This window comes from Pseudomonas baetica, assembly GCF_019733355.1.
Taxonomy (GTDB): Bacteria; Pseudomonadota; Gammaproteobacteria; order Pseudomonadales; family Pseudomonadaceae; genus Aquipseudomonas; species Aquipseudomonas baetica_A.
Window position 1 is genome coordinate 102974 of the sequence record NZ_JAIHLQ010000004.1, and the last position, 24327, is coordinate 127300.

Consider the following 24327-nt stretch of genomic DNA (forward strand, 5'->3'; position numbering starts at 1 on the left):
CGCAAATCCCTTGTGGGAGCGAGCCTGCTCGCGAAAGCGGTGTGCCAGGCAACATTGATAGTGACTGATACAGCGCATTCGCGAGCAGGCTCGCTCCCACATTTGGTTTTGTGTTCAGGCGTAAAAAAACCGGGCGGCTGTTGGGCCGCCCGGTTTTGTTTGCAGGGTTACAGGTGCGATTCGGCGTATTCGGCCAGGATCGAGCGAGGCACCCCTTGCAGGGTGATGTGCACACCGTTGGGGAAGTCTTTGAAGCGTTCGGTCAGGTACGTCAGCCCGGAGCTGGTCGCGGACAGGTAAGGGGTGTCGATCTGTGCCAGGTTGCCCAGGCACACCACTTTGGAACCGGCGCCGGCTCGGGTGATGATGGTTTTCATCTGGTGCGGCGTGAGGTTCTGGCATTCGTCGATCAGGATCAGGCTTTGCTGGAAGCTGCGACCGCGAATGTAGTTAAGCGATTTGAATTGCAACGGCACTTTGCTGAGGATGTAGTCGACGCTGCCGTGGGTGTTTTCGTCATCCATGTGCAAGGCTTCGAGGTTGTCGGTGATGGCGCCCAGCCAAGGCTCCATTTTTTCCGCTTCGGTGCCGGGCAGGAAGCCGATTTCCTGATCCAGCCCTTGCACGCTGCGGGTCGCGATAATGCGGCGATAGCGCTTGCTGACCATGGTCTGCTCGATCGCAGCCGCCAGCGCCAGAATGGTTTTACCCGAACCGGCAGCCCCGGACAGGTTGACCAGATGAATGTCCGGATCCAGCAACGCATACAGCGCCAGACTCTGATAGATATCCCGTGGCTTGAGCCCCCAAGCCTCTTGATGGAGCAGCGGTTCCTGATGCAGGTCGAGGATCAGCAATTTGTCTTCCTGGATTTCCTTGATCCAGCCGACAAAGCCCTGTTCGTCAATGATGAACTCGTTGATGTGGACCGCCGGCAGGTTGTCGATCAGTTGCACCTGATGCCAGGTGCGGCCATGGTCCTGGCGGGTGTCGACCTTGCTCACGCGGTCCCAGAAAGAGCCGGTCATGTTGTGATAGCCGTTGGGCAGCAGGGAGACGTCATCGACCAGTTGGTCGGTGCTGTAGTCTTCGGCCGCAATCCCGCAGGCGCGCGCCTTGAGGCGCATGTTGATGTCTTTGGTGACCAGCACCACAGGTTTCTTCGGATCGCGCGCGTGCAGGTCGATCAACTGGTTGATGATTTTGTTGTCGTTCAGGTGCTCGGGCAGAATCAGATGCGGCTCGGCGTGCTTGCTCATCAGAATTGACAGCAAGCCCTTCGGCCCGCCCTTGCCGCGCTGGATCGGCACACCCAGTTCAACGTCTTCGGGGGAAGCATCGCCCAGGGTCTTGTCGATCAGCCGGATGGCCTGACGGCATTCGGCGGCCACGCTGTGATGCCCGCTCTTGAGCTTGTCGAGCTCTTCCAGCACGGTCATCGGGATGGCGACGTGATGTTCTTCGAAATTAAGCAGGGCATTTGGATCGTGAATCAATACGTTGGTATCGAGTACATAAAGGATTGGCTGGTTGGAAGAAGGGCTACGTCCGTGATCATCCATACTCGGTCACCTTTGTGGGAGCCATTCGACGCAATACCTGGGCGGTGCTGCGCCTCGAAGTGACTACCGAATTCACCTGCGAAGCTCTTGGTGAGGAGCAGATGAACTGCACACAAAATGGGTCTTGGAAGACGCCACCTGTGTTGCAGGTTTCGGCGGTCTGTCTTCGTAATACTCCAAAACCCATGACATAAAAAAGCACTTTGACGGTTTTTTTAAGTTTATTTTGCAAAGTGACGAAAAGCCCTTGGCGGACTCTGTCGACACCGTTAGAGTCGGAAGTCCGCCTGCATCGATTCCTCGAAAAAAATCACCCCAAGCCCAATATTTCCGGGCTTTTTCCATTTTTCAGCGAAACCCGTCCTGACAGTCTTCCCAACCAATGCCGCTTTGCGCGGTTTGCGTGATCAGCCACGGTAGCGAGGTCTTCACCGCATCCTGTTTCATGTTGAAATTGATCACCCCGTGCCGCCACAACAACATCAGGGTCAGCACTCGCTGCGCGCTTGGATTGCCCTTGAGCTTGCCCGCACCGTCCTGCGCATCGATGTCCCACAGTGCCACTTGCAGGCCCTGGCTATTGAAGAACCCTTGTGCATCGCTGCGACGCTGACCTTCCGGTGGACGGAACAGCGGCACGTAGTTTTCCGGCAATTTGTTCCTCACCAGATCGGCGCTGCGGCGCACCGAATCCTGCCAGTCCTGCCAGTAGCTATGGGAACGAAACTCCCAACCCTGCACGCCTACGCACTGTTGAGAGAACGCCGCTTGCAGGCTGCTCACCGAACGATCGGCCAGCCGCGCCTGAATATCCTTGCCGAGCATGAAGAAAGTACCGCTCAAGTTTGCCTTGCGCAGGTACTCGGTGAGCCAGTCGGTGTTGTCCGGTTGCACATTGGCAGCGCTGTCGAACGTCAGCAGAAACAGTCGGTCGTGCATCTCGTCGCCATTGCGCTCGTAGTCGCCAAAACGATCGAATTCGTTGCTGGTCTGCGGTGACAGCGCAGCCTTTCGCATCAACTCGTTCAGATACTGCAAATGGAAGATCCGGCTCGGCTCTGCCCACTTGGTGTAAAAGCTGTCGTCACTGACCACAAACTTGGCGGCCTGCTCGCGCAACGTCGGCAAGTCCTCAACGAGGAAGCAGAACGAGGCATCCTGATCGCAGCTTTGCTGGGCGTAGTTATAGCTGCTCAGCAAGCGTTGCCAGAGACGCTGGCGCAGGCTGTTGATCGCGTCGATATTGACCGTACGCAGTCCCAGGCGCTGAGCCAGTGCAGCTTCGTCCATAGACTCGGTGCCGAGCAAGCCGCGAGCGAACATAAGGATTTCCGCACGCGAAGCAACGTCGAACAGGGTCGGGCTGCTCAATTGCTCAGGCCAGGTGCTGCGATCCAGCGTCGCCGCATCTCCCGGCGCCGCGACGGCACCGAAGCTCAATAGCCACGCGGTGAATAAAAGAACAATACGCAAAGAGGTGTCTCCATAACAAAACCCGCGCGGCACTATAGCTGATCCCACACAGTTCCCTCAGCAACACCGCTCCCCTTGTGGGAGCGGGCTTGCTCGCGAATGCGGTGTGTCATCCAACAGATAGGTAGGCTGATACGGCCCCTTCGGGAGCAAGCCCCCTCCCACATGGAGATTGTGTCAGGCCGTCGATCACCTATGGACTTGATAGCTGGAGTCATCCGCCCCAACCCCCTAGAATCGCCCCCACGATTAAAGGAGACGACTTCATGCTGATGGTGATTTCCCCCGCCAAGACCCTCGATTACGAAACACCGCCGGCGACCCAACGCTTTACCCAGCCGCAATACCTCGACCATTCTCAGGAGCTGATCCAGCAGTTGCGCGAGTTGTCGCCAGCGCAAATCAGCGAGTTGATGCACGTCTCCGACAAGATCGGTGGCCTCAACGCCGCGCGCTTCGGCAGCTGGACGCCCGCCTTCACCCCGGAAAACGCCAAGCAAGCCCTACTCGCGTTCAAGGGCGACGTGTACACCGGTCTCGACGCGCAGTCCTTCAGCGAAGCCAACTTCGACTACGCGCAAAAGCATCTGCGCATGCTCTCCGGCCTTTATGGCCTGCTGCGCCCGCTGGACCTGATGCAACCGTATCGTCTGGAAATGGGCACCAAACTGGCCAATGCCCGTGGCAAGGACTTGTATGCCTTCTGGGGCACACGCATCAGCGAGTGGCTGAACGAGGCACTGGCCGATCAGGGTGACGACGTGCTGCTCAACCTGGCGTCCAACGAGTACTTCTCAGCGGTCAAACGCAGCGCCCTGAACGCGCGGATCATCAACACCGAGTTCAAGGACCAGAAGAACGGCCAGTACAAGATCATCAGCTTCTACGCGAAAAAGGCCCGAGGCCTGATGAGCCGCTTCGTGATCCAGGAACGCATCAACGACCCTGCCCTGCTCAAGCAATTCGATGTGCAGGGTTATCGCTACAGTACCGAGCAGTCGAAACCGGACACTCTGGTGTTCTTGCGCGACCACGCCCCCGAATAAAGCATGCTCAATGCACGACGCTTTCCATAAAGAGTCGTGCATTGAGCACGATGTCAAAAATCCCTCCCTCGATATCGCCATTTTAATGGCGCCATAAAATCAACACCCTCTTTTCTAATATTACTTTCACTCGACACTGATCATTTTTTTCAGTAGTGGCACGTAAATTTTTTCGCAGTAGTGGCACAAAACTATCTAACGTGATTATTCGCCTGTTAATAAAGGTCGAAAACGAAAGTGCTATCAAATTGAGACTAGTGCCATCTTTGACAATATTTCAAGAAATTTCAGATTTCGCGATGAGCGGGCTGGAACTATGTCCAAATGCATAGCTCATACCACCGGTAACCATTCTCGCCGAGTTTGTACGAGATAACTTACGCTAGGCAGATAGCCATGTAACCAAGTTGTCACAGCAACTTGCCTAGATGACTAACTAGTCTGAAAGCAACTTGATGGACAGGAGATAGGCACCATTAATATCCCCTACAAGGCCATGGCCGCGCCCCTATAAACGTGCTCGCCTGAGCACCCAACCGCTTGATACACAAGGCTTAAACCTGAGATCAAGCGCGTAAAAACGACTGCACCAAGATCTTCAAACATGAAGATTGGCTGCAAAACAGGGCACGTCATAACAACAAGGCCTGGTTGCGCACATCTTGAGTGCACTTATTTAGACACTCGAAACTTATTATGCCTGCACACGGCATTGTGGCGCCTGTATGCCGCACTTTCGAGTGCACTAATGAACGCTGAACACCATTAACTCCGGCCCTCTAACGGCCTGATATATACAGAGGTAATTGCGATGCGCATCAGCATATTTGGTTTGGGTTACGTTGGCGCAGTGTGTGCCGGTTGCCTGTCTGCACGGGGCCATGACGTGGTTGGCGTCGATGTTGCCAAAGACAAGATCGACATGATCAACGCTGGCAAATCCCCCATTGTTGAACCGGGCCTGGGCGAACTTCTGGCACAGGGTGTCCAGACCGGTCGTCTGCGTGGCACGACCAACTTCGCCGAGGCGATTCGTGACACCGATCTGTCGATGATTTGCGTCGGCACGCCGAGCAAGAAGAACGGCGATCTGGAACTGAACTACATCGAAGCGGTGTGCCGCGAGATCGGTTTTGTCCTGCGTGAAAAAACCACCCGCCACACCATCGTCGTGCGCAGCACCGTACTGCCGGGCACCGTTGCCAACGTGGTGATTCCGATCCTGGAAGACTGCTCCGGCAAGAAGGCCGGCGTTGATTTCGGCGTCGCGGTCAACCCTGAGTTCCTGCGTGAATCCACCGCCATCGCCGACTACGACCTGCCACCGATGACCGTCATCGGCGAGTTCGACAAGGCTTCGGGCGACGTTCTGCAAGCGCTGTATGAAGAACTCGACGCGCCAATCATCCGCAAGGACATCGCTGTCGCCGAGATGATCAAGTACACCTGCAACGTCTGGCACGCGACCAAAGTGACCTTCGCCAACGAGATCGGCAACATCGCCAAAGCCGTCGGCGTCGATGGCCGTGAAGTGATGGACGTGGTCTGCCAGGACAAGACCCTCAACCTGTCCCAGTACTACATGCGTCCGGGCTTCGCGTTCGGCGGCTCGTGCCTGCCAAAAGACGTCCGCGCGCTGACCTACCGTGCCGGTTCCCTGGACGTCGAAGCGCCGCTGCTCAACTCGCTGATGCGCAGTAACGAATCGCAAGTGCAAAACGCCTTCGACATTGTTGAAAGCCATGACAAACGCAAAGTCGCCCTCCTCGGTTTGAGCTTCAAGGCCGGCACCGACGACCTGCGCGAGAGCCCGCTGGTTGAGCTGGCAGAAATGCTGATCGGCAAGGGTTACGACCTGAGCATCTACGACAGCAACGTCGAGTACGCCCGTGTTCACGGCGCGAACAAGGACTACATCGAATCGAAAATCCCGCATGTGTCGTCCCTGCTCAACGCGGACTTCGATTCGGTGATCAACAACTCCGACGTGATCATCCTCGGCAACCGCGACGAGAAATTCCGCGCGCTGGCCCAGCAAGCACCGCACGGCAAACAGGTCATCGACCTGGTCGGCTTCATGGCCAAAGCCACCGACGCCGGTACGCGCACCGAAGGTATTTGCTGGTAACGCAGCGCCAAGCGACAAGCCTCGAGCTGCAGCTAGCAGCTCGAGGCTTGCAGCTCGAAGCCTCTAATACCTTCGGATGACGTTGATGACCAAGCTCAAACATTTTTTTCTGCAATCCGCCGGCTGGCTTTTCTATTTGAGCCTGCTGATGGGCCTGGCCTTGATGCTGCCCACGTCCACATTCGACTCCGAGTCGAAGGACTTCATTTTCCTGATTGGCGCCGTGGGTATCTGGCGCTACTCGATGGGTGCAACGCACTTTGTGCGCGGCATGATTTTTCTCTACATCGTCTATCCGCACCTGCGCCGTAAAGTGCGCAAGCTGGGTAAAGCAGCGGACCCCTCGCATGTGTTTCTGATGGTCACCAGTTTCCGTATCGACGCGCTCACCACCGCGCAGGTCTACAGCTCGGTGATCCGCGAAGCCATCGACTGCGAACTGCCGACCACTGTGGTCTGCTCGATCGTCGAAATGTCCGATGAGCTGTTGGTGAAAGCGTTGTGGGCGCGGATGAATCCGCCCGAACGCGTCAAGCTCGACTTCGTGCGCATTCCCGGCACCGGCAAACGTGATGGCCTGGCCTACGGTTTCCGCGCGATCTCCCGTCACCTGCCGGATGACCGCGCCGTGGTCGCCGTGATCGATGGCGACACCGTGCTCGGCGAAGGCACCGTGCGCAAGACCGTGCCGTGGTTCCAGTTGTTCGGCAACGTCGGCGGCCTGACCACCAACGAATTCTGCGAAGTGCGCGGCGGCTACATCATGAGCGAATGGCACAAGCTGCGCTTCGCCCAGCGTCACATCAACATGTGCTCGATGGCCCTGTCCAAGCGCGTGCTGACCATGACCGGGCGCATGTCGGTGTTCCGCGCCACCGTGGTGACCAACCCGGAATTCATCGCCGACGTGGAGAGCGACTCGCTGCAGCACTGGCGCCTGGGTCGTTTCAAGTTTTTGACCGGCGACGACAAGTCGAGCTGGTTCAGCCTGATGCGTCTGGGTTACGACACCTTTTACGTGCCTGACGCGGCGATCAACACCGTTGAACATCCGCCGGAAAAGAGCTTCATCAAGGCCAGCCGCAAACTGATGTTCCGCTGGTACGGAAACAACCTGCGGCAGAACTCCCGCGCGTTGGGTCTGGGTGTGAAACGCCTCGGCGCCTTCACGTCGGTGGTGCTGTTTGATCAGCGCGTATCGATGTGGACGTCCTTGCTCGGCCTGACCGTGGCGATCATCGCCAGCTTCAAGTACGGCACCGCATTCATTCTGGTTTACCTGCTGTGGATCGGCATCACCCGCCTGATTCTGACCTTGCTGTTGTCCTGCTCCGGTCACCGGATCGGCCCGGCCTACCCGGCGATTCTTTATTACAACCAGATCGTCGGTGCGCTGGTGAAGATCTACGTGTTCTTCCGCCTCGACCAACAGTCCTGGACTCGCCAGCCCACGTCCCTGACCCGTGATCTCGCCAGCTTTCAACGTTGGTTCAACACCTGGTCGTCTCGGACCATGACCTTCTCCGCCGGCAGCATTTTCGTCGCCGTGCTGCTGATGATGGTCTGACCCGCCCCTCTTGAATTAACAAGGAAATCGCCCCTATGAATACCGCCGTCAACGCCAATGTAGTGCATGAATCCGAAGCCCAGCGTCAGCACGCCCGCGTAAAAATCCCGGCCAAACTGCGTTTCTTCGGCCCTGACCGGGCGCCCGTTGAAACGCGGGTCCTGGACCTCTCGGCCGGCGGCCTGGCGTTCAACGCCGGGCAACTGCCGCTGACTCTCGGCGAGGTGTACAAGGCCCGCCTGCAATTTGTCATCGACAACCTCGGCCTGGCCATGGACGTCGAACTGCAGGTGCGCTCTTACGACCGCCCGAGTGGCCGCGTTGGCTGCCAGTTTCAGAACCTTGAGCCGCAGGATATTTCCACCCTGCGTCACTTGATCACTTCGCACCTGGCCGGCGACATCGTCAGCATGGGCGAAGTGCTGGCGACCCTGCAGCGCGACAACTTCACCAAGGCCCGCAAGGTCAAGGACGGCGGCCACGGCATGACGCCGTTCGGCCGTTTGAAGGCCGTGACGTTCAGCGCCGGTGTTTTTGTCGTCGGCCTGGTCGCCGCCGGTTTCATTTTCAAATCGGTGTACGGCATGTACTTCGTCAGCCACGCGCAGGCTGGCCTGGTCAGCGTACCGGGCATGAACATCACCATGCCGCGTGACGGCACCGTGCAGAGTCTGGTCAAGTCCGACGGCGTCGCCGCCAAAGGCGCACCGCTGGCGACCTTCAGCACCAGCATGCTCGACGTGCTCAAGGGTCATCTGGAAGAAGACCAACTGACCCCGGCCAAGGTCGAGGAACTGTTCGGCAAGCAAATGACCGGCACCCTGACTTCGCCGTGCGATTGCACCGTGGCTCAGCAACTGGTGGCCGACGGTCAATACGCGAGCAAGGGCGACGTGATCTTCCAACTGGTGCCGCGCAACACCCAGGCCACCGTTGATGCGCGGTTCTCCTATCGCCAGTTCGGCGACGTGCGTCCGGGCACCCCGGTGAGCTTCCAGATCGCCGGCGAAGACAAGGCCCGCACCGGCAAGATCGTCAGCAGCACCAGCCTGAAAAGCGCTGACCTGTCCTCCGACATCCGCGTGCAGATCCAGCCTGACGAGCCGCTCGACAGCCGCTTCGCCGGCCGCCCGGTGGAAGTGAACAGCGACCGTGGCCCGAACCTGAACTGGCTGATCGACAAAGCCATGGCTGCCGGTCTTTAAGTCGAGGACATGCCTGTGACTATCACCAGTCTTTTCAGAACGCCACGATCCCTGTGGGAGCTGGCTTGCCAGCGATCGGATCAATGTGGTCTTGCTGAAACACCGAGTCGGTCGAGCGCGACCCCGGCTAATCGCTGGCAAGCCAGCTCCCACAAAGGATCAGTGTGTGCCTTGGCATTGGCGGTCAGCCTGGCCGGTTGCGCCGGCCTGCCCGATCAGCGCCTGGCCAACGAAGCACTCAAGCGTGGCGACACCGCCACCGCTGCGCAGAACTATCAGCAACTGGCCGATCTGGGTTACAGCGAAGCGCAAGTGGGCCTGGCTGATATTCAAGTCGACAGCCACGACCCCGAGCAAATGAAGCAGGCCGAAGCGACTTACCGCGCCGCCGCCAGTGTTTCATCGCGAGCTCAGGCGCGACTCGGCCGCTTGCTGGTGGCCAAACCCGGTTCCACCGAAGCCGAGCGTCAGGAAGCCGAAAGCCTGCTGAAAAAGGCTGCCGCCCAAGGCGAAGGCAACACGTTGATCCCACTGGCGATGCTGTACCTGCAATACCCGCACAGTTTTCCGAACATCAACGCTCAGCAGCAGATCGATCAGTGGCGCCAATCCGGTTACCCGGAGGCGGGTCTGGCCCAAGTGCTGCTCTATCGCACCCAAGGCACTTACGACCAGCATCTGGATGACGTGGAAAGGATCTGCAAAGCCGCGCTCAACACCACCGACATCTGCTACGTCGAACTGGCCACGGTCTATCAGAAACGTGCCCAGCCTGAACAACAGGCCGAGCTGATCAAGCAGATGCAGGCCGGTTACAGCCGTGGCACCGTCACCGCTCAACGCGTCGATTCGGTCGCCCGTGTACTGGCCGATTCGACCCTGGGCAAGACCGACGAAAAAACCGCGCAGTCGTTGCTCGAACCGATTGCTCCGGGCTACCCGGCATCGTGGGTGACGCTTGCGCAATTGCTCTACGACTTCCCGGAACTGGGCGACATCGATCAGATGATGCAGTACCTGGATAACGGCCGCGCCGCCGACCAACCGCGTGCCGAACTGTTGCTGGGCAAGCTCTACTACGAAGGCAAAATGGTCCCGCCCGATGCGAAAGTCGCCGAGGAACATTTCCAGAAAGCCGTCGGCCGCGAAGTCGCCGCCGATTACTACCTCGGCCAGATCTATCGCCGTGGTTACCTGGGCAAGGTCTATCCGCAGAAGGCTCTCGACCACTTGCTGACCGCTGCGCGCAACGGCCAGAACAGTGCCGACTTCGCCATCGCCCAACTGTTCTCCCAAGGCAAAGGCACCCAGCCCGACCCGGTCAACGCCTATGTTTTCAGCCAATTGGCCAAGGCGCAAAACACCCCGCAAGCCAATGAACTGGCAGCCACCCTCGCGGCGCAATTGCCGCCCGAGCGTCTGGCCCAAGCCCAACGCCTGCTGCAGCAAGAGCAGGCCAGCCGTGGTGCCCTGAACACGAACACGCTGCAACTGCACGCCCTGCAAGAAGAAGACGGCGAGGAAAAACTATGAAGCTCAATCCATTCGTGAAGGCCGGCATTGGCCTCACTTTCGCGCTGATCTGGTCTTGCCCGACACTGGCAGCGATGACTGAAAGCAAAAACTTCGGCCTCGAAGTGAAAATCACCGGCCAGTCCGAAGACGACCGCGACCTCGGCACCGCCAGTGGCGGCGACGTCAACGGTGTCGGCCTCGACCTGCGTCCGTGGGTCTACGGCGAAAGCGGCGCGTGGAGCGCCTACGCCATGGGCCAGGCCGTGACCTCGACCGACATCATCGAGACCGACACCCTGCAGCAGTCCGGCAGCGAAGGTACGCAGACCACCGACAACAGTGACCGCAAGACCAAGAAAAACTACTTGGCGATGCGTGAATTCTGGGTCGGCTACAGCGGCCTCACCCCTTACCCGGGCGAGATGCTCAAGTTCGGTCGCCAGCGCCTGCGCAATGACGACGGCCAATGGCGCGACACCAACATCGAAGCGCTGAACTGGACCTTCGACACCACCCTGTTGCGTGCCAACGCCGGTGTTGCCGAACGCTTCAGCGAATACCGCACCGACCTCAAAGAGCTGGCGCCCAAAGACAAGGATCGCCTGCACGCCTACGCCGATGCCGCTTACCAGTGGACACCGGGGCAATGGGTCGGCATTCGCGGTCACCACACCCACGACGACGGCAAGCTCGATTACGCCGAACCGGGCGTGCCCCGCGACTCGCTGGACAAGAAAGAGAACGGCGACATCAGCTGGCTCGGCCTCACCGCCGACAGCGACGCCTACAACTGGCGCAACACCAACACCGTCAACTACTGGGGCAGCATCACCGGCATGAGCGGCGACCGCGACACGGTCAACGCGCTGAACGCTGATGGTTCGCGCCCGGCGCAAGCCAAACGCAGCGATGATGTGAATGGCTGGGCCACCGACGTCGGCGTGCGTCTGCGCCTCGATCCGCAGTGGCAGGTCGGCGCCGCCTATGCCCGCGCCAGCGCCGATTACGAACAGACCGGTCTGGAAAGCAACCGCTCGAACTACACCGGTACCCGTTCGCGCGTTCACCGTTTCGGCGAAGCCTTCCGTGGCGAAATGAACAACATGCAGACCGCCACCCTGTTCGGTTCATGGATGCTTAACGACGAGTACGACGCCAGCCTGATCTACCACAAGTTCTGGCGCGTCGACGGTAGCAAACCGGTCGGCAGCAACGGCATCAACGCCGTGGAAAACAACACCGACGACGTCACTGGCGCGATCCTTTCCAGCACCTCTTTGCCACTGCAGGACGGCAACAAGGATCTGGGTCAGGAGATGGATCTGGTCGTCACCAAGTACTTCAAGCAAGGCCTGTTGCCGGCGGCGTTGAGCCAGTCGATCGACGAGCCTTCGGCGCTGGTGCGTTTGCGTGGTGGCGTGTTCAAGCCGGGCGACGCCTACGGCAAGCAAGTTGATTCGTACATGCACCGCGCGTTCATCGACGTGATCTGGCGCTTCTGATGCAAACCGCGAAGGGAGTGCCCGACATGAATAACGCTAGGAAAGGCTCGCTCAGCCTATTGGCCGGCGCCATGCTGCTGGCCTCCGCTGGCGCCTTCGCCACCGGTGTGCCGGCAAAGCCTGTAACCGTTGCCAAAGAGTTGCAGCAAGCCAAGACCTATACCGTCAGCAGCGCGCCGACCGAGGAACTGGAACTGGCCAAGCCGACACTGCCCGACCTCTCCGGTTACACCGCCGAAGCCGCCGCCGCGAAAATCGTCCGTAGCAAACCGGGCAAGATCAGCGTGCGCCGGATGATGCAGGAAGACGCCCTGAAGGACTTCATCGGCGGCGACAACAAAATGGCTGAATGGGTGGTGCGTCAGCACGGCATCCCGCAGGCGATCTTCGTCGACGACGGCTACATGAACCTCAAAGAGTTGGCGCAGAAGCTGCCCAAGCAGTACTTCAGCGAAACCTCACCGGGTGTGTATCTGGCCAAATTGCCGATCGTGGTTGGCCGTAAAGGCATCCTCGAAATCGACGGCCAGACCCAAGAGCTGCGCCTGTCGCAAGAGGCCGGTTCGTTCCTGGTCAACGACGGTCAGTTGTTTGTGCGTGACACCAAAGTCACGGGCTGGCGCGAGAAGGACAACGGCCCGGCGACCTTCCGTTCGCCGAAGGAATTCCGGCCGTTCCTGCTCGCCTGGGGTGGCACCGAGACCTACATCGTCAACAGCAAAATGGCCAGTTTCGGCTACGCCAACAGTAAGTCGTACGGGGTGAGCATTTCCCAGTACACGCCGAACATGGCCAAGGTACTCAAGCGTCCCGAGCCCACCGGCTGGATCGTCGGTTCCGAGTTCTCGGACATGTGGTACGGCTTCTACTGCTACGAGACCCGCGACTTCGTGGTCAAGGGCAACACCTACAAAGACAACATCGTCTACGGCATCGACCCGCATGACCGCTCGCACGGCCTGATCATTGCCCAGAACACCGTTCACGGCACGAAGAAGAAGCACGGGATCATCATTTCCCGTGAGGTCAATGACAGCTTCATCTTCAACAACAAAAGCTACGACAACCACCTCTCGGGCCTGGTGATCGACCGTAACAGCGTCAACAACATCGTGGCCTACAACGAGATCTACAAGAACCACACCGACGGCATCACCCTCTACGAGTCCGCCGACAACCTGCTGTGGGGCAACAAGGTCATCAGCAACAAGCGCCACGGCATCCGCATTCGTAACAGCGTGAACATCCGCCTCTACGAAAACATCGCCATGGCCAACGGCCTGACCGGCGTCTACGGCCACATCAAAGACCTGACCGACACCGACCGTGACATCAAGCTCGACCCGTTCGACGCCCAGGTTTCGCTGATCGTGGTGGGCGGTGAACTCGCGGCCAACGGCAGCGGCCCGCTGTCGATCGATTCGCCCTTGAGTGTCGAGCTGTATCGCGTGTCGATGCTGGCGCCGACCAAATCCAGCGGCATCAGCTTCAACGGCATCCTCGGCGAGCGCCAGGATGAAATTCTCGACCTGCTGGTACGCCAGCAGAAAGCCGTGCTGATCGACCCTGTCGAACGCCAGACCGAACTGCAGGACTGAGGATAATTTTATGCACCCACACTTGATCAGATTACTCAGCCTGTCGGCCCTGACCGTGGGCATTCTGGCCGCCAGCAATGGCGCTCGCGCCGACGAGGCTGCCGGTGTCACCCCGCCCAAGTTCACCGCCGAGCCATGCTGCAACCTGTGCCCGGCCGCCCATGACGCGAAGAACTACACCACGCGCTATCAGCAGAACTTCACCACCCTGGTGCAGGCGCAGGGCGACTGGCTGTTCCGGACTCAGGAAGACCTGCGCACCGAATTCAACACCACCCCTGCCGGCTACAAACGCCTGCAACAGTTGCACGATGCGTTCAAGAGCAAAGGCGTGGAACTGGTGATCGTCTATCAACCGACCCGGGGCCTGGTGAACCGCAACAAACTCAACCCGCAGGAAAAAGCCGCGTTTGATTACGAGAAGGCTTTGGGCAACTACAAGACCATGCTCGGCCGTTTTGCGCAGATGGGCTACGTGGTGCCGGACCTGTCACCGCTGACCAACGAATCGCTGCCGGACACCCTGCCCGCCCACGATTTCTATTTCCGTGGCGACCAGCACTGGACTCCGTACGGCGCGCAGCGCACGGCAAAAATCGTCGCCGAGAAGGTCAAGCAGATCCCGGCCTTCGCCGACATTCCCAAGCGTGAGTTCGAGACCAAGCGGTCTGGTCGTATGGGCAAAACCGGCACTTTGCATAACATGGCCGGGCAACTGTGCGGCACCAGTTACGCGATCCAGTACATGGATCAGTTCACCACCGAACCGAAAGGCGAGGCCGCTGACGGCGATCTGTTCGGCGATTCCGGCAACCCGCAAATCACCTTGGTCGGTACGTCTCACAGCGGCAAGAACTACAACTTCGCCGGTTTCCTGCAAGAAGACATCGGTGCCGACATTCTCAACGTTGCCTTCCCCGGCGGCGGTCTGGAAGGTTCGATGTTGCAGTACCTGGGCAGCGACGAATTCCAGAAGAGCCCGCCGAAAATTCTCATTTGGGAGTTCTCGCCGCTGTATCGCCTCGATCAGGAAACCATCTACCGCCAGATGATGGCGCTGCTGGATAACGGCTGCGAAGGCAAAGACGCTCAGATGAGCGCCAGCACCACGCTGAAACCGGGCAGCAAACAAGAATTGCTGGTCAACAGCAAGAACATGAACCTGCAAAACAGCAGTCATCAGGTCGACATCCGTTTCGCCGACACCTCGGTGAAAACCCTGCAAGCCACCCTCTGGTACATGAACGGTCGCCACGAGGACATCAAGATCGAGAAACCGGAAACCTCCGACACCGACGGTCGTTTCGCCTTTGAGTTGCGCACCGACGAAGACTGGGGCTCGCAAAACCTGCTGGCAGTCGAAGTTCAGGGCCCGGAAGCGGGCACCGCGCCACAGAAAGTCGAAGCGAAAATCTGCAAACGCAACGTATTCCCGGGCGCTGGGCAACACACCGCTCAGGTCGGGCAATGAGGTCTGCTATGCGAAATCGAACGATCAAACACCTGCTTGCGCCATCCCTGCTCACCCTGGCGATGTTCGCCGGGGCGACTCAGGCCGCCGCGCCACTGCGTCCACCTCAGGGCTACTTCGCCCCTGTGGATAAATTCAAGACCAGCGACAAAAGCGAAGGCTGCGATGCGATGCCGACGCCGTACACCGGCCCGCTGCAATTTCGCAGCAAATACGAAGGCTCGGACAAGGCCCGCGCGACGCTCAATGTGCAATCGGAAAAGGCCTTCCGCGACACCACCAAAGACATCACCACGCTGGAGCGCGGCACCGCCAAACGCGTCATGCAGTTCATGCGTGATGGTCGCCCGGAGCAGCTCGATTGCACGCTGGACTGGTTGGCTGCGTGGGCCAAGTCCGACGCCTTGATGTCGAAAGACTTCAACCACACCGGCAAATCGATGCGCAAATGGGCGCTGGGCAGCATGGCCTCTTCGTACATTCGCCTGAAATTCTCCGACTCGCATCCACTGGCGGAGCATCAGCAGCAAGCGCAGGTGATCGAAGCCTGGTTCAGCAAAATGGCCGATCAGGTCGTCAGCGACTGGGACAATCTGCCGCTGGAAAAAACCAACAACCACTCTTACTGGGCGGCGTGGTCGGTGATGGCGACGTCGGTCGCGACCAACCGCCGCGACCTGTTCGATTGGGCAGTGAAGGAATACAAGGTCGGCGCCAATCAGATCGACGCCGACGGCTACCTGCCGAACGAACTCAAGCGCCAGCAACGCGCCCTCGCCTACCACAACTATGCCCTGCCGCCGCTGGCGATGATCGCCAGTTTCGCCCAGGTCAACGGTGTCGATCTGCGCCAGGAAAACAATGGCGCACTGAAACGCTTGGCTGATCGCGTGCTGTCCGGGGTGAAAAACCCGGATGAATTCGAGAAGAAGAACGGCAAAAAACAGGACATGACCGACCTGAAAGAGGACATGAAATTCGCCTGGCTCGAACCGTTCTGCACCCTCTACACCTGCTCGGCGGATGTGCTGGAGAAGAAGCACGGGATGCAACCATTCAAGACCTTCCGCCTGGGTGGCGACCTGACCAAGGTCTACGACCCGGCGCATGAAAAGGGCAACAAAGGCTCGTAAGAATGAATGCAATCCCCTGTGGGAGCGGGCTTGCTCGCGAATGCGGTCTGACATTCAAAAATAATGTCGACTGACACACCGCCTTCGCGAGCAAGCCCGCTCCCACAGTGAAGTGATGTCGCCCCCTGAATTTTCACGGGGGGTTTGGGGGGGCTTTGGCCCTTGACTGTTGGTTCAAACATGGAGAGATCGGGATGGTATTTTCATCCAACGTGTTCCTGTTTCTGTTCTTGCCGATCTTTCTCGGCTTGTACTACCTGAGCGGGCAACGCTATCGCAACCTGCTGCTGCTGATCGCCAGCTACGTGTTCTATGCCTGGTGGCGGGTGGACTTCCTCGCCCTGTTCGCAGCGGTAACGCTGTGGAACTACTGGATCGGCCTCAAGGTCGGTGCCGCTGGTGTGCGCACCAAACCGGCCCAGCGCTGGCTGCTGGCCGGCGTCGCGGTGGATCTGTGCATCCTCGGCTACTTCAAGTACGCCAACTTCGGCGTCGACAGCATCAACGCGATGATGACCTCGGTGGGTCTTGAGCCGTTCATCCTGACCCACGTACTGCTGCCGATCGGTATCTCGTTCTACATCTTCGAGTCGATCAGCTACATCATCGATGTGTATCGCGGCGACACCCCGGCCACCCGCAATCTGATCGACTTTGCCGCGTTCGTGGCGATCTTCCCGCACCTGATCGCCGGCCCGGTGTTGCGTTTTCGTGACCTGGCCGACCAGTTCAACAACCGCACCCACACCCTCGACAAATTCTCCGAGGGCTGCACGCGGTTCATGCAGGGTTTCATCAAGAAGGTCTTCATCGCCGACACCCTCGCGGTGGTGGCCGACCATTGCTTCGCCCTGCAAAACCCGACCACGGGCGATGCCTGGCTGGGTGCACTGGCCTACACCGCGCAGCTGTATTTCGACTTCTCCGGTTACAGCGACATGGCCATCGGTCTGGGCTTGATGATGGGTTTCCGCTTCATGGAAAACTTCAAGCAGCCGTACATCAGCCAGTCGATCACCGAGTTCTGGCGCCGCTGGCACATCAGCCTGTCGACGTGGCTGCGTGACTATCTCTACATCACGCTCGGCGGTAACCGTAAAGGCACGCTGATGACCTATCGCAACCTGTTCCTGACCATGCTTTTGGGCGGTCTGTGGCACGGCGCGAACATCACTTACATCGTTTGGGGCGCCTGGCACGGCATGTGGCTGGCGATTGAAAAAGCGCTGGGCCTGAATACCTCGCCGCGCAGCCTCAACCCGATCCGCTGGGCGCTGACCTTCCTGCTGGTGGTGATGGGCTGGGTGATCTTCCGTGCCGAGAACCTGCACGTTGCCGGGCGCATGTACGGCGCGATGTTCAGCTTCGGCGACTGGTCGCTGTCGGAACTCAATCAGGCCAGCCTCACCGGCCTGCAAGTGGCGACGCTGGTGGTGGCTTACGTGACGCTGGCGTTCTTCGGTCTGCGTGATCTGTACACCAACCAGCCTCCGGTCAAAACCAAGCCAGCGGTCAACGTCGAAACCGACGGCCCGGCCGCTGCGACCCCAGGAATGATCAAGGCCGCCCCCGGCGAAAACCCGGCGAGCATCCACGAGCCTGGCTACACCGTCGGCGTTGAAGCCCAGGTGCAAGCGGCCTACTGGACGGCGGACTGGTCACGCTACGTGATGCGCGGCTTGATCCTGCTGCTGTTCATCGCCTCGATTCTCAAACTCTCGGCGCAAAGCTTCTCGCCGTTCCTTTACTTCCAGTTCTGAGGGATCTGACATGACCCGCTCATTACGCATTTTCTACATCGCCCTGTTCCTGGTGACTCTGCTGGTGCTCGGTCTGTGTTCGGTGCGCAGCTTCTTCGGCTTCAGCACCAACGCCGACGCGACAGTGCTCAACGGCCGCTGGACCAAAGCCGTGGAAACCCACTACGACGACGCGTTTCCAATCAAGCGTCTGGGCACCAATCTCTGGGCCGCGCTGGATTTCAAACTGTTCAACGAAGGTCGTCCGGGCGTGGTGCTCGGTCGCGATCAGTGGTTGTACAGCGATGAGGAGTTCAACCCGATCGTCAACGAAGAGTTGAACCTGCAAGGCAACTACGCGCTGGTCGAAGGCGTGCGCCAGACCTTGAAAGCCAAAGGCGTGAAACTGGTGATGGCGATTGTGCCGGCCAAGGTTCGCCTGTACCCGGAGCACCTGGGTGAAGTGAAACCGGCGAGCATCCACGCCAACCTCTATGAGGATTTCCACGCCCGCGTGGCGGCGGACAAGATCCTCGCCCCTGACCTGCTCAAGCCATTGCAACAGGCCAAGCAGAACGGTCAGCAAGTGTTCCTGCGCACCGACACGCACTGGACGCCTGAGGGCGCCGAGGTTGCGGCCAACACCCTGGCGAAAACCATCGCCGACAAGTTCCCGCTCAGCGGCGAGCCGCAGCGCTTTGTCACCACGCCGGCCGAGAAGGTCACGCACAAGGGCGACCTGCGCCTGTTCCTGCCGCTGGACCCGCTGTTCGAAAACCTGATGCCGGCGCAAGAGCCGCTGCAAAAGCGCAACACCGTGGCCGCGGGTGATCAGCCGGCCGGTGACGACGCGCTGTTCGCCAACAGCGAAGTACCGGTGGCACTGATCGGCACCAGCTACAGCGCCAACCCCAACTGGAACTTCGTCGGTGCACTCAAACAAGCGCTGCACAGCGACGTGGTGAGCTACGCCGAAGACGGCCACGGCCCGATTCGACCGATGCTCAGCTACCTGAAAAGCGATGACTTCAAGAACAGCCCGCCACAGGTGCTGATCTGGGAGTTTCCTGAACGTTATCTGCCTGTGAACAACGAAATCGGCGACGCCGACCCGCAGTGGGTCGCAGAGCTTAAACAAGCCGGCGTGCGCCAACAAAACGTAGCTGTAAACACTCAATCCGAGACGCCCGACCGGGCGCAAAACTGAAAGAGAGGTACACCATGACTTTCACGACTACTCCTCGTCGTCTCGCAAAACGCATTGCACTGGTTGCGGGTTTGAGCGTGCTGTCGGTTCAGGCTTTCGCCGGTGGCGACGCTGCGCTCTACGGCCCGACCGCACCGAAAGGTTCGAGCTTCGTGCGCATCTATAACGCCAGCAACGCTGAAGTCAGCGCCACCGTTGGCAGCACCAACCTGAGCGACGTTGCGCCTCTGGCCAGCAGCGACTTCAGCTTCATGCCGGGCGGCGACTACAGCGCCAAGGTCGGCAGCCAGACCCTGCCGGTCAAACTCGCCGGTGACCACTACTACACCCTGGTCAACAACGCTTCCGGCGCGCCGCAACTGATCGAAGAACCGCCGTTCAAAAACAAGCAGAAATCCCTGGTGCGCGTGCAGAACCTCAGCGACAAACCGCTGACCCTGAAGACCGCCGACGGCAAGACCGAAGTGGTCAAGAGCGTCGCCGCCAAGGGCCGTGGCGAACGTGAAATCAACCCGGTGAAAGTCAGCCTGGCGCTGTTTGAGGGCGACAAAAAAGTCAGCGACGTGAAACCGGTCGCGCTGGAACGCGGTGAAGCCGCGGTGCTGTACGTCACCGGTAACGGCAGCAACCTGTCGCCAGTCTGGGTGAAACGCCCGGTGTCGACGCGCTAACAATTTTTCCTGCCTGACCCCGTCCCCACTGTGGGAGGGGGCTTGCTCCCGAAAGCGGTCTGACATTCAACCGATATGTCGACTGATACACCGCCTTCGGGAGCAAGCCCCCTCCCACCCTTTGAACGGGTTGTCAGTTCGGATACGAGACAAAAACAAGAGTGAAACGACACAGGTTCGTGGCTCTAACCCAATCGATTTTATGGAGTAAACAATATGATTCCGGTGATCTTGTCAGGTGGTAGCGGTTCACGTCTTTGGCCGCTTTCGCGTAAACAGTTCCCTAAGCAATTCCTCGCCCTGACCGGCGAACACACGCTGTTCCAGCAAACCCTGGAACGCCTGGTGTTCGAAGGCATGGACACGCCAATCGTGGTCTGCAACAAGGATCACCGCTTCATCGTCAACGAGCAGTTGAGCAACCGTAACCTGGAATGCCAACGCATCCTGATGGAACCGTTCGGCCGCAACACCGCGCCGGCCGTGGCGTTGACCGCGATGATGCTGGTCAATGAAGGTCGCGACGAACTGATGCTGGTGCTGCCGGCCGACCACGTTCTGGAAGATCAGAAAGCCCTGCAACGCGCACTGGCTCTGGCCACCGTCGCCGCCGAAAACGGTGAAATGGTGTTGTTCGGCGTACCCGCAACGAAACCGGAAACCGGTTACGGCTACATCAAGTCCACCAACGATTCGTTGTTGCCAGAAGGCGTCAGCCGCGTTTCGCACTTTGTCGAAAAACCCGATGTGAAACGCGCTACCGAGTACGTCGAGTCCGGCGGTTACTACTGGAACAGCGGCATGTTCCTGTTCCGCGCCAGCCGCTTCCTCGAAGAACTGAAAAAGCACGACCCGGACATCTACGACACCTGCCTGCTGACCCTTGAGCGCAGCGAGCAAGACGCCGACACCGTCACGCTGGACGAAGCCACCTTCGCCTGCTGCCCGGACAACTCCATCGACTACTCCGTCATGGAGAAAACCCAGCGCGCCTGCGTGGTGCCGCTGATGGCGGGCTGGAGCGATGTCGGTTGCTGGTCGTCGCTGTGGGAAGTCAACGAAAAGGACGCCAACGGCAACGTCAGCAAAGGCGACGTGGTCATTCAGGACAGCAAGAACTGCATGATCCACGGCAACGGCAAACTGGTGTCGGTGATCGGTCTGGAAAACATCGTCGTGGTCGAAACCAAGGACGCGATGATGATCGCCCACAAGGACAAGGTTCAGGGCGTCAAACAGATGGTCGCAACCCTCAACGAACAGGGCCGCAGCGAAACCCAGAACCACTGCGAGGTCTATCGTCCGTGGGGTTCTTACGACTCGGTGGACATGGGCGGGCGTTTCCAGGTCAAGCACATCTCGGTGAAACCGGGCGCGTGCCTGTCGCTGCAGATGCACCACCACCGCGCCGAGCACTGGATCGTGGTCAGCGGCACCGCCGAAGTGACCTGCGATGACAACGTGTTCCTGCTCTGCGAAAACCAGTCGACCTACATCCCGATTGCCTCGGTGCACCGCCTGCGCAACCCGGGCAAGATCCCGCTGGAGATCATCGAAGTGCAATCGGGCAGCTACCTGGGTGAAGACGACATCGAGCGTTTCGAAGATATCTACGGTCGCTCGACCCCGATCGAACGCGGCGTGTCGGTGAAAACCATCGCGCAGTGATCGACCTGCAATAAAAAGCCCTCGTCCAGCCCACTGCGTCCCCTATCCGCAGTGGGTTGGGCGGGGGCTTTTTTGCAGGTTTCTACATTCAGGCAGCCTTTCACCCAGAGGACTGGGCAGTCTTGACCGCTTGCTCTTCCCGCGCGGGTCTATAACGTTCCCACCCTGCACGATCGCTTCGCCAAGGAGAGTCAACAAGCGTGTTGTTTCGATAGAACAACACTTTATCTGCAAGTTTTTCGCGGTTTCTGAAGAGATAACGCAACTCCGATGAGGTTGCGGAGGGTCGCGTCTTCATCACGACTTGATCCATATCCAGTTCATCCAGCATGAAGTGAATGACGTCAGTGCTTTCAGAATTCAGTAGGGTTGCCAGTCCGGCTTTACTGGCTCGACTGATCAGCTTGTGAGGAAACTTGTCGTCTGCATCAAGGTACTTTTCAAACGTTTTGCGTACCGAGTAGCGACCGCCAGCCAGTTCAGTGGCATAGCGCTCTGAAAAACGCCTGTTAGCGGCCGTGGACTTCCAACCCGAATACCTGTTTCTTATTTTCTGGTAATAGGCCTCTTCCCTCATGAACACCAATTGCGCAATGGATGAGTACTGCCCTTCCCAGAATGTCGGTCGACTACCGGTGTTACCTGCCGGCAGGACGGGGTTCATGAATCGGCTTGCGTCACGAATAGAGCTGTAGCTTTGGCGCCTGACATCCAAGTCATTTTCCAGTTCAGCAATATCATCACCATTCAAATATTTTGCGAGGTAGTCTCCGCGATTGCTCAACACCGCCCACCAACCCAAATAGCCTTTTTCAAGGACCTTCGCCAAGCCGAAAATCAAGTCGCCCTGCTCAGGTTTGAACAAATCCTTGAAGTTGCTTTGTCTGCCGTCGCCATCCGTCAAACTCATGGGCCTGTTTCGGACCATGCCATATAAATTCAGACCATCGGCTGCGCCTGCCGGGTCAGGGTTCAACCACCGCTGCCATTCGGGTAAGTAGTAACGCAATCCATAGTAGTAAAACCCTGTCGCATCTCGCTCCTTGCCCGAATACCTGATCGTTTTATAACTGACCTGAACCGCATCGCCATCCGTCCATGCGGTGCCACCAAACGGGTAATAACATTCCCGGGTGATAACGCTGGCATCCTGATCCAGCTCCAGCGTGCTTGAACCCAGATGATCGCTCAGGCTGTAGCGCTGTTGATTGTTGGCAATGTCCTGCGGCCGACCTGCCTCCCAGTGCAATACCCGCACACTGGCGCGCCCGGTCTGGACGTCAATCACATGCAGTACTTCCCGCGTGCCGCTGTGGGTACGGATTTCCAGGCCTGGCAGATAACGGGTTTCGATGAGGTTGGTTTGCGCACGGGTTTGCAGCGAGCGGATCTTGCGCACACGCCTGCCATCGGCCCCGTAGACGTAGCACTCACTGTCCGCAGGCCCTTCGACGCGTTCGACAGGTCGCACCTCGCTCAGTTGATTGCGTAGATCCCAACTCAACAAACACCCGGGCTGCAGGCACCGCAAATTGCCATTGGCGTCGAAGCCTTTGCGAAAGTCCGCTTCGCCCGGCTCCACGCCTTCGCGCACGGATAGGCAGCGATTGCTACCGGCATCCGCGACCAGTCGGTGGCCAGGGTTCTCCACACCGACATGGGTCATTTCGAGCAAATTATTGCCGGCATCAAAACGATAGGTCTGACGATAGTTGGAGAGGGTTTTCAAACGTTCGGATGAAGGCGCATGCCTGATTGATCCTGACTCCCAACCCGTCGCCTCAGTCAGTTGCGACTGACTGTCATAGCGATAGCGGCTGATCGGCTCGATACGTTGATTGGCGAAATAGCGAATTGGCAGCGCCGCGTCTTCAATGCTCAATACGTTGCCGAGTGGATCGTAGGCATATTGCAAATCCTGCACTGGCGCCTGCTGCCCGAGGAGGGAAAACAAACGGCTCAGACGTCCATCTTCAACGTCGTACTCAAGCGTGGTAACCACACCATTGCCCGCTACTTCTTCTTCGATCTGACCTTGCGCGTTGTAACGGATGGCGCTGACCATCGGCAGCTATTGCGCGGTGCCGCTCAGACATAAATCCACGGCGCGCAGCCGTCCTTCAAGGGTGTGGCTGAAGCGCTGCACGTTAGCCCCGGCATCCGTGCGCGATTGCAGATCGCCTAGCGGCGTCAATCGTGATCGGGTGACGTAACCTGGAACCGGCTCACCGCTGAACCGTCGTTCTTCCTCCAGCACCGCGCCGGCCATACTGTAGTCGTTGAACAGGAGAATGCCCGCTGGATCATCATGACGAATCAATCGCCCACATTGATTGTGCTTGCTGGAGGCCTCGTTGCCATACGCAAGCTGCTCGATAGACGCCTCGTTCTCGATAATTTCCACCGGCCGCAGTTGATCGTCGTAACGGATCTGCCGCCGAGTGCCGCGGCCATCCCACTGCTCCAGCAACTGTTCGCCCTCACCCGACAGACTGACCCGCCATCCGGCATCGACACTGTTCGTGCCGATGACCCTGGCGGACAACGAATACGCCGTCACCAGATTCGCCTGCGCCGTATGCCACAAACGCGGGTCCCGTTGCGCGACCATTCGCCCCGCTGAATCATGGCTCATACGGTTGATCCGTGGCTGCGCAGGCTGGCTTCCATCACGCCAGTAACCCACGGTACGAACCGTCAGCCCACGCGGATCGAAAGCGGTCAGGCCTGGAGTATGAGCATGGACAGACAGTTCATCTGACGTCATTTATCCCTCCTTGTTTGAAGTCCGGTTACTGCCCCACAGCAGGCTGGACAACAGCGTGTTTTCTCTAGACCTGGC

General features: G+C 58.8%; 17 protein-coding genes. 13 read left to right on the forward strand and 4 right to left on the reverse strand.

Annotation, left to right across the window (positions count from 1 at the left end):
* Positions 1 to 167: 167 nt before the first annotated feature.
* Entirely contained in the window at positions 168 to 1562 is a 1395-nt protein-coding gene (locus K5E40_RS05175) for a PhoH family protein (RefSeq protein ID WP_221729945.1), read from the reverse strand.
* A gap of 348 nt (positions 1563 to 1910) precedes the next feature.
* The gene (locus K5E40_RS05180; RefSeq protein WP_221729946.1) at positions 1911 to 3035 is read right to left on the reverse strand and encodes a polysaccharide deacetylase family protein; all 1125 of its coding nucleotides are present in this window, start codon (positions 3033 to 3035) and stop codon (positions 1911 to 1913) included.
* A 266-nt stretch (positions 3036 to 3301) separates the two neighbouring features.
* Here K5E40_RS05180 and yaaA point away from each other — a divergent pair, with 266 nt between their 5' ends.
* The 13 genes from yaaA to K5E40_RS05245 all read left to right on the forward strand — a co-directional run bounded on the left by yaaA (position 3302) and on the right by K5E40_RS05245 (position 21485).
* The gene (gene yaaA, locus K5E40_RS05185) at positions 3302 to 4081 is read left to right on the forward strand and encodes a peroxide stress protein YaaA (protein WP_221729947.1); all 780 of its coding nucleotides are present in this window, start codon (positions 3302 to 3304) and stop codon (positions 4079 to 4081) included.
* A gap of 811 nt (positions 4082 to 4892) precedes the next feature.
* Positions 4893 to 6209, forward strand: coding sequence for a nucleotide sugar dehydrogenase (locus K5E40_RS05190; protein WP_221729948.1), 1317 nt, complete (start codon positions 4893 to 4895; stop codon positions 6207 to 6209).
* Between the two features lie 85 nt (positions 6210 to 6294).
* Positions 6295 to 7776, forward strand: coding sequence for a mannuronan synthase (gene alg8, locus K5E40_RS05195; RefSeq protein WP_221729949.1), 1482 nt, complete (start codon positions 6295 to 6297; stop codon positions 7774 to 7776).
* A gap of 35 nt (positions 7777 to 7811) precedes the next feature.
* Entirely contained in the window at positions 7812 to 8981 is a 1170-nt protein-coding gene (locus tag K5E40_RS05200; RefSeq protein WP_221729950.1) for an alginate biosynthesis protein Alg44, read from the forward strand.
* Positions 8982 to 8990: 9 nt separating this feature from the next.
* Positions 8991 to 10514 carry an alginate biosynthesis TPR repeat lipoprotein AlgK gene (algK, locus tag K5E40_RS05205; RefSeq protein WP_221729951.1) on the forward strand — a complete coding sequence of 508 codons (1524 nt, stop codon included), beginning with the start codon at positions 8991 to 8993 and terminating at the stop codon, positions 10512 to 10514.
* Complete coding sequence (locus tag K5E40_RS05210) at positions 10511 to 11998, forward strand: alginate export family protein (protein WP_221729952.1); 1488 nt, start codon at positions 10511 to 10513, stop codon at positions 11996 to 11998. Before algK ends, K5E40_RS05210 begins: the two co-directional genes overlap by 4 nt.
* A gap of 26 nt (positions 11999 to 12024) precedes the next feature.
* Positions 12025 to 13596, forward strand: coding sequence for a mannuronan 5-epimerase AlgG (algG, locus tag K5E40_RS05215; protein ID WP_221729953.1), 1572 nt, complete (start codon positions 12025 to 12027; stop codon positions 13594 to 13596).
* Positions 13597 to 13606: 10 nt separating this feature from the next.
* A complete protein-coding gene (locus tag K5E40_RS05220; RefSeq protein WP_221729954.1) occupies positions 13607 to 15067 on the forward strand; it encodes an alginate O-acetyltransferase in 1461 nt (486 codons plus the stop codon).
* A gap of 8 nt (positions 15068 to 15075) precedes the next feature.
* Complete coding sequence (locus tag K5E40_RS05225) at positions 15076 to 16200, forward strand: mannuronate-specific alginate lyase (protein ID WP_221729955.1); 1125 nt, start codon at positions 15076 to 15078, stop codon at positions 16198 to 16200.
* 194 nt (positions 16201 to 16394) lie between these two features.
* A complete protein-coding gene (locus K5E40_RS05230) occupies positions 16395 to 17960 on the forward strand; it encodes an MBOAT family protein (RefSeq protein ID WP_221729956.1) in 1566 nt (521 codons plus the stop codon).
* Between the two features lie 10 nt (positions 17961 to 17970).
* Positions 17971 to 19146, forward strand: a complete 1176-nt coding sequence (locus K5E40_RS05235; protein WP_221729957.1) for an alginate O-acetyltransferase — start codon at positions 17971 to 17973, stop codon at positions 19144 to 19146.
* 14 nt (positions 19147 to 19160) lie between these two features.
* Positions 19161 to 19817 (forward strand): alginate O-acetyltransferase AlgF, encoded by a 657-nt coding sequence (locus tag K5E40_RS05240; protein ID WP_221729958.1) that lies wholly within the window; start codon positions 19161 to 19163, stop codon positions 19815 to 19817.
* Positions 19818 to 20033: 216 nt separating this feature from the next.
* Positions 20034 to 21485: a mannose-1-phosphate guanylyltransferase/mannose-6-phosphate isomerase gene (locus K5E40_RS05245; protein ID WP_221729959.1), complete on the forward strand. Its 1452-nt coding sequence runs from the start codon at positions 20034 to 20036 to the stop codon at positions 21483 to 21485.
* A 100-nt stretch (positions 21486 to 21585) separates the two neighbouring features.
* On the opposite strand, the gene K5E40_RS05250 is transcribed toward K5E40_RS05245, so the two are convergent.
* Positions 21586 to 23550 (reverse strand): RHS repeat-associated core domain-containing protein, encoded by a 1965-nt coding sequence (locus K5E40_RS05250; protein ID WP_260455526.1) that lies wholly within the window; start codon positions 23548 to 23550, stop codon positions 21586 to 21588.
* 6 nt (positions 23551 to 23556) lie between these two features.
* Positions 23557 to 24252 carry a hypothetical protein gene (locus K5E40_RS34915; protein WP_260455527.1) on the reverse strand — a complete coding sequence of 232 codons (696 nt, stop codon included), beginning with the start codon at positions 24250 to 24252 and terminating at the stop codon, positions 23557 to 23559.
* Between the last annotated feature and the right edge of the window lie 75 nt (positions 24253 to 24327).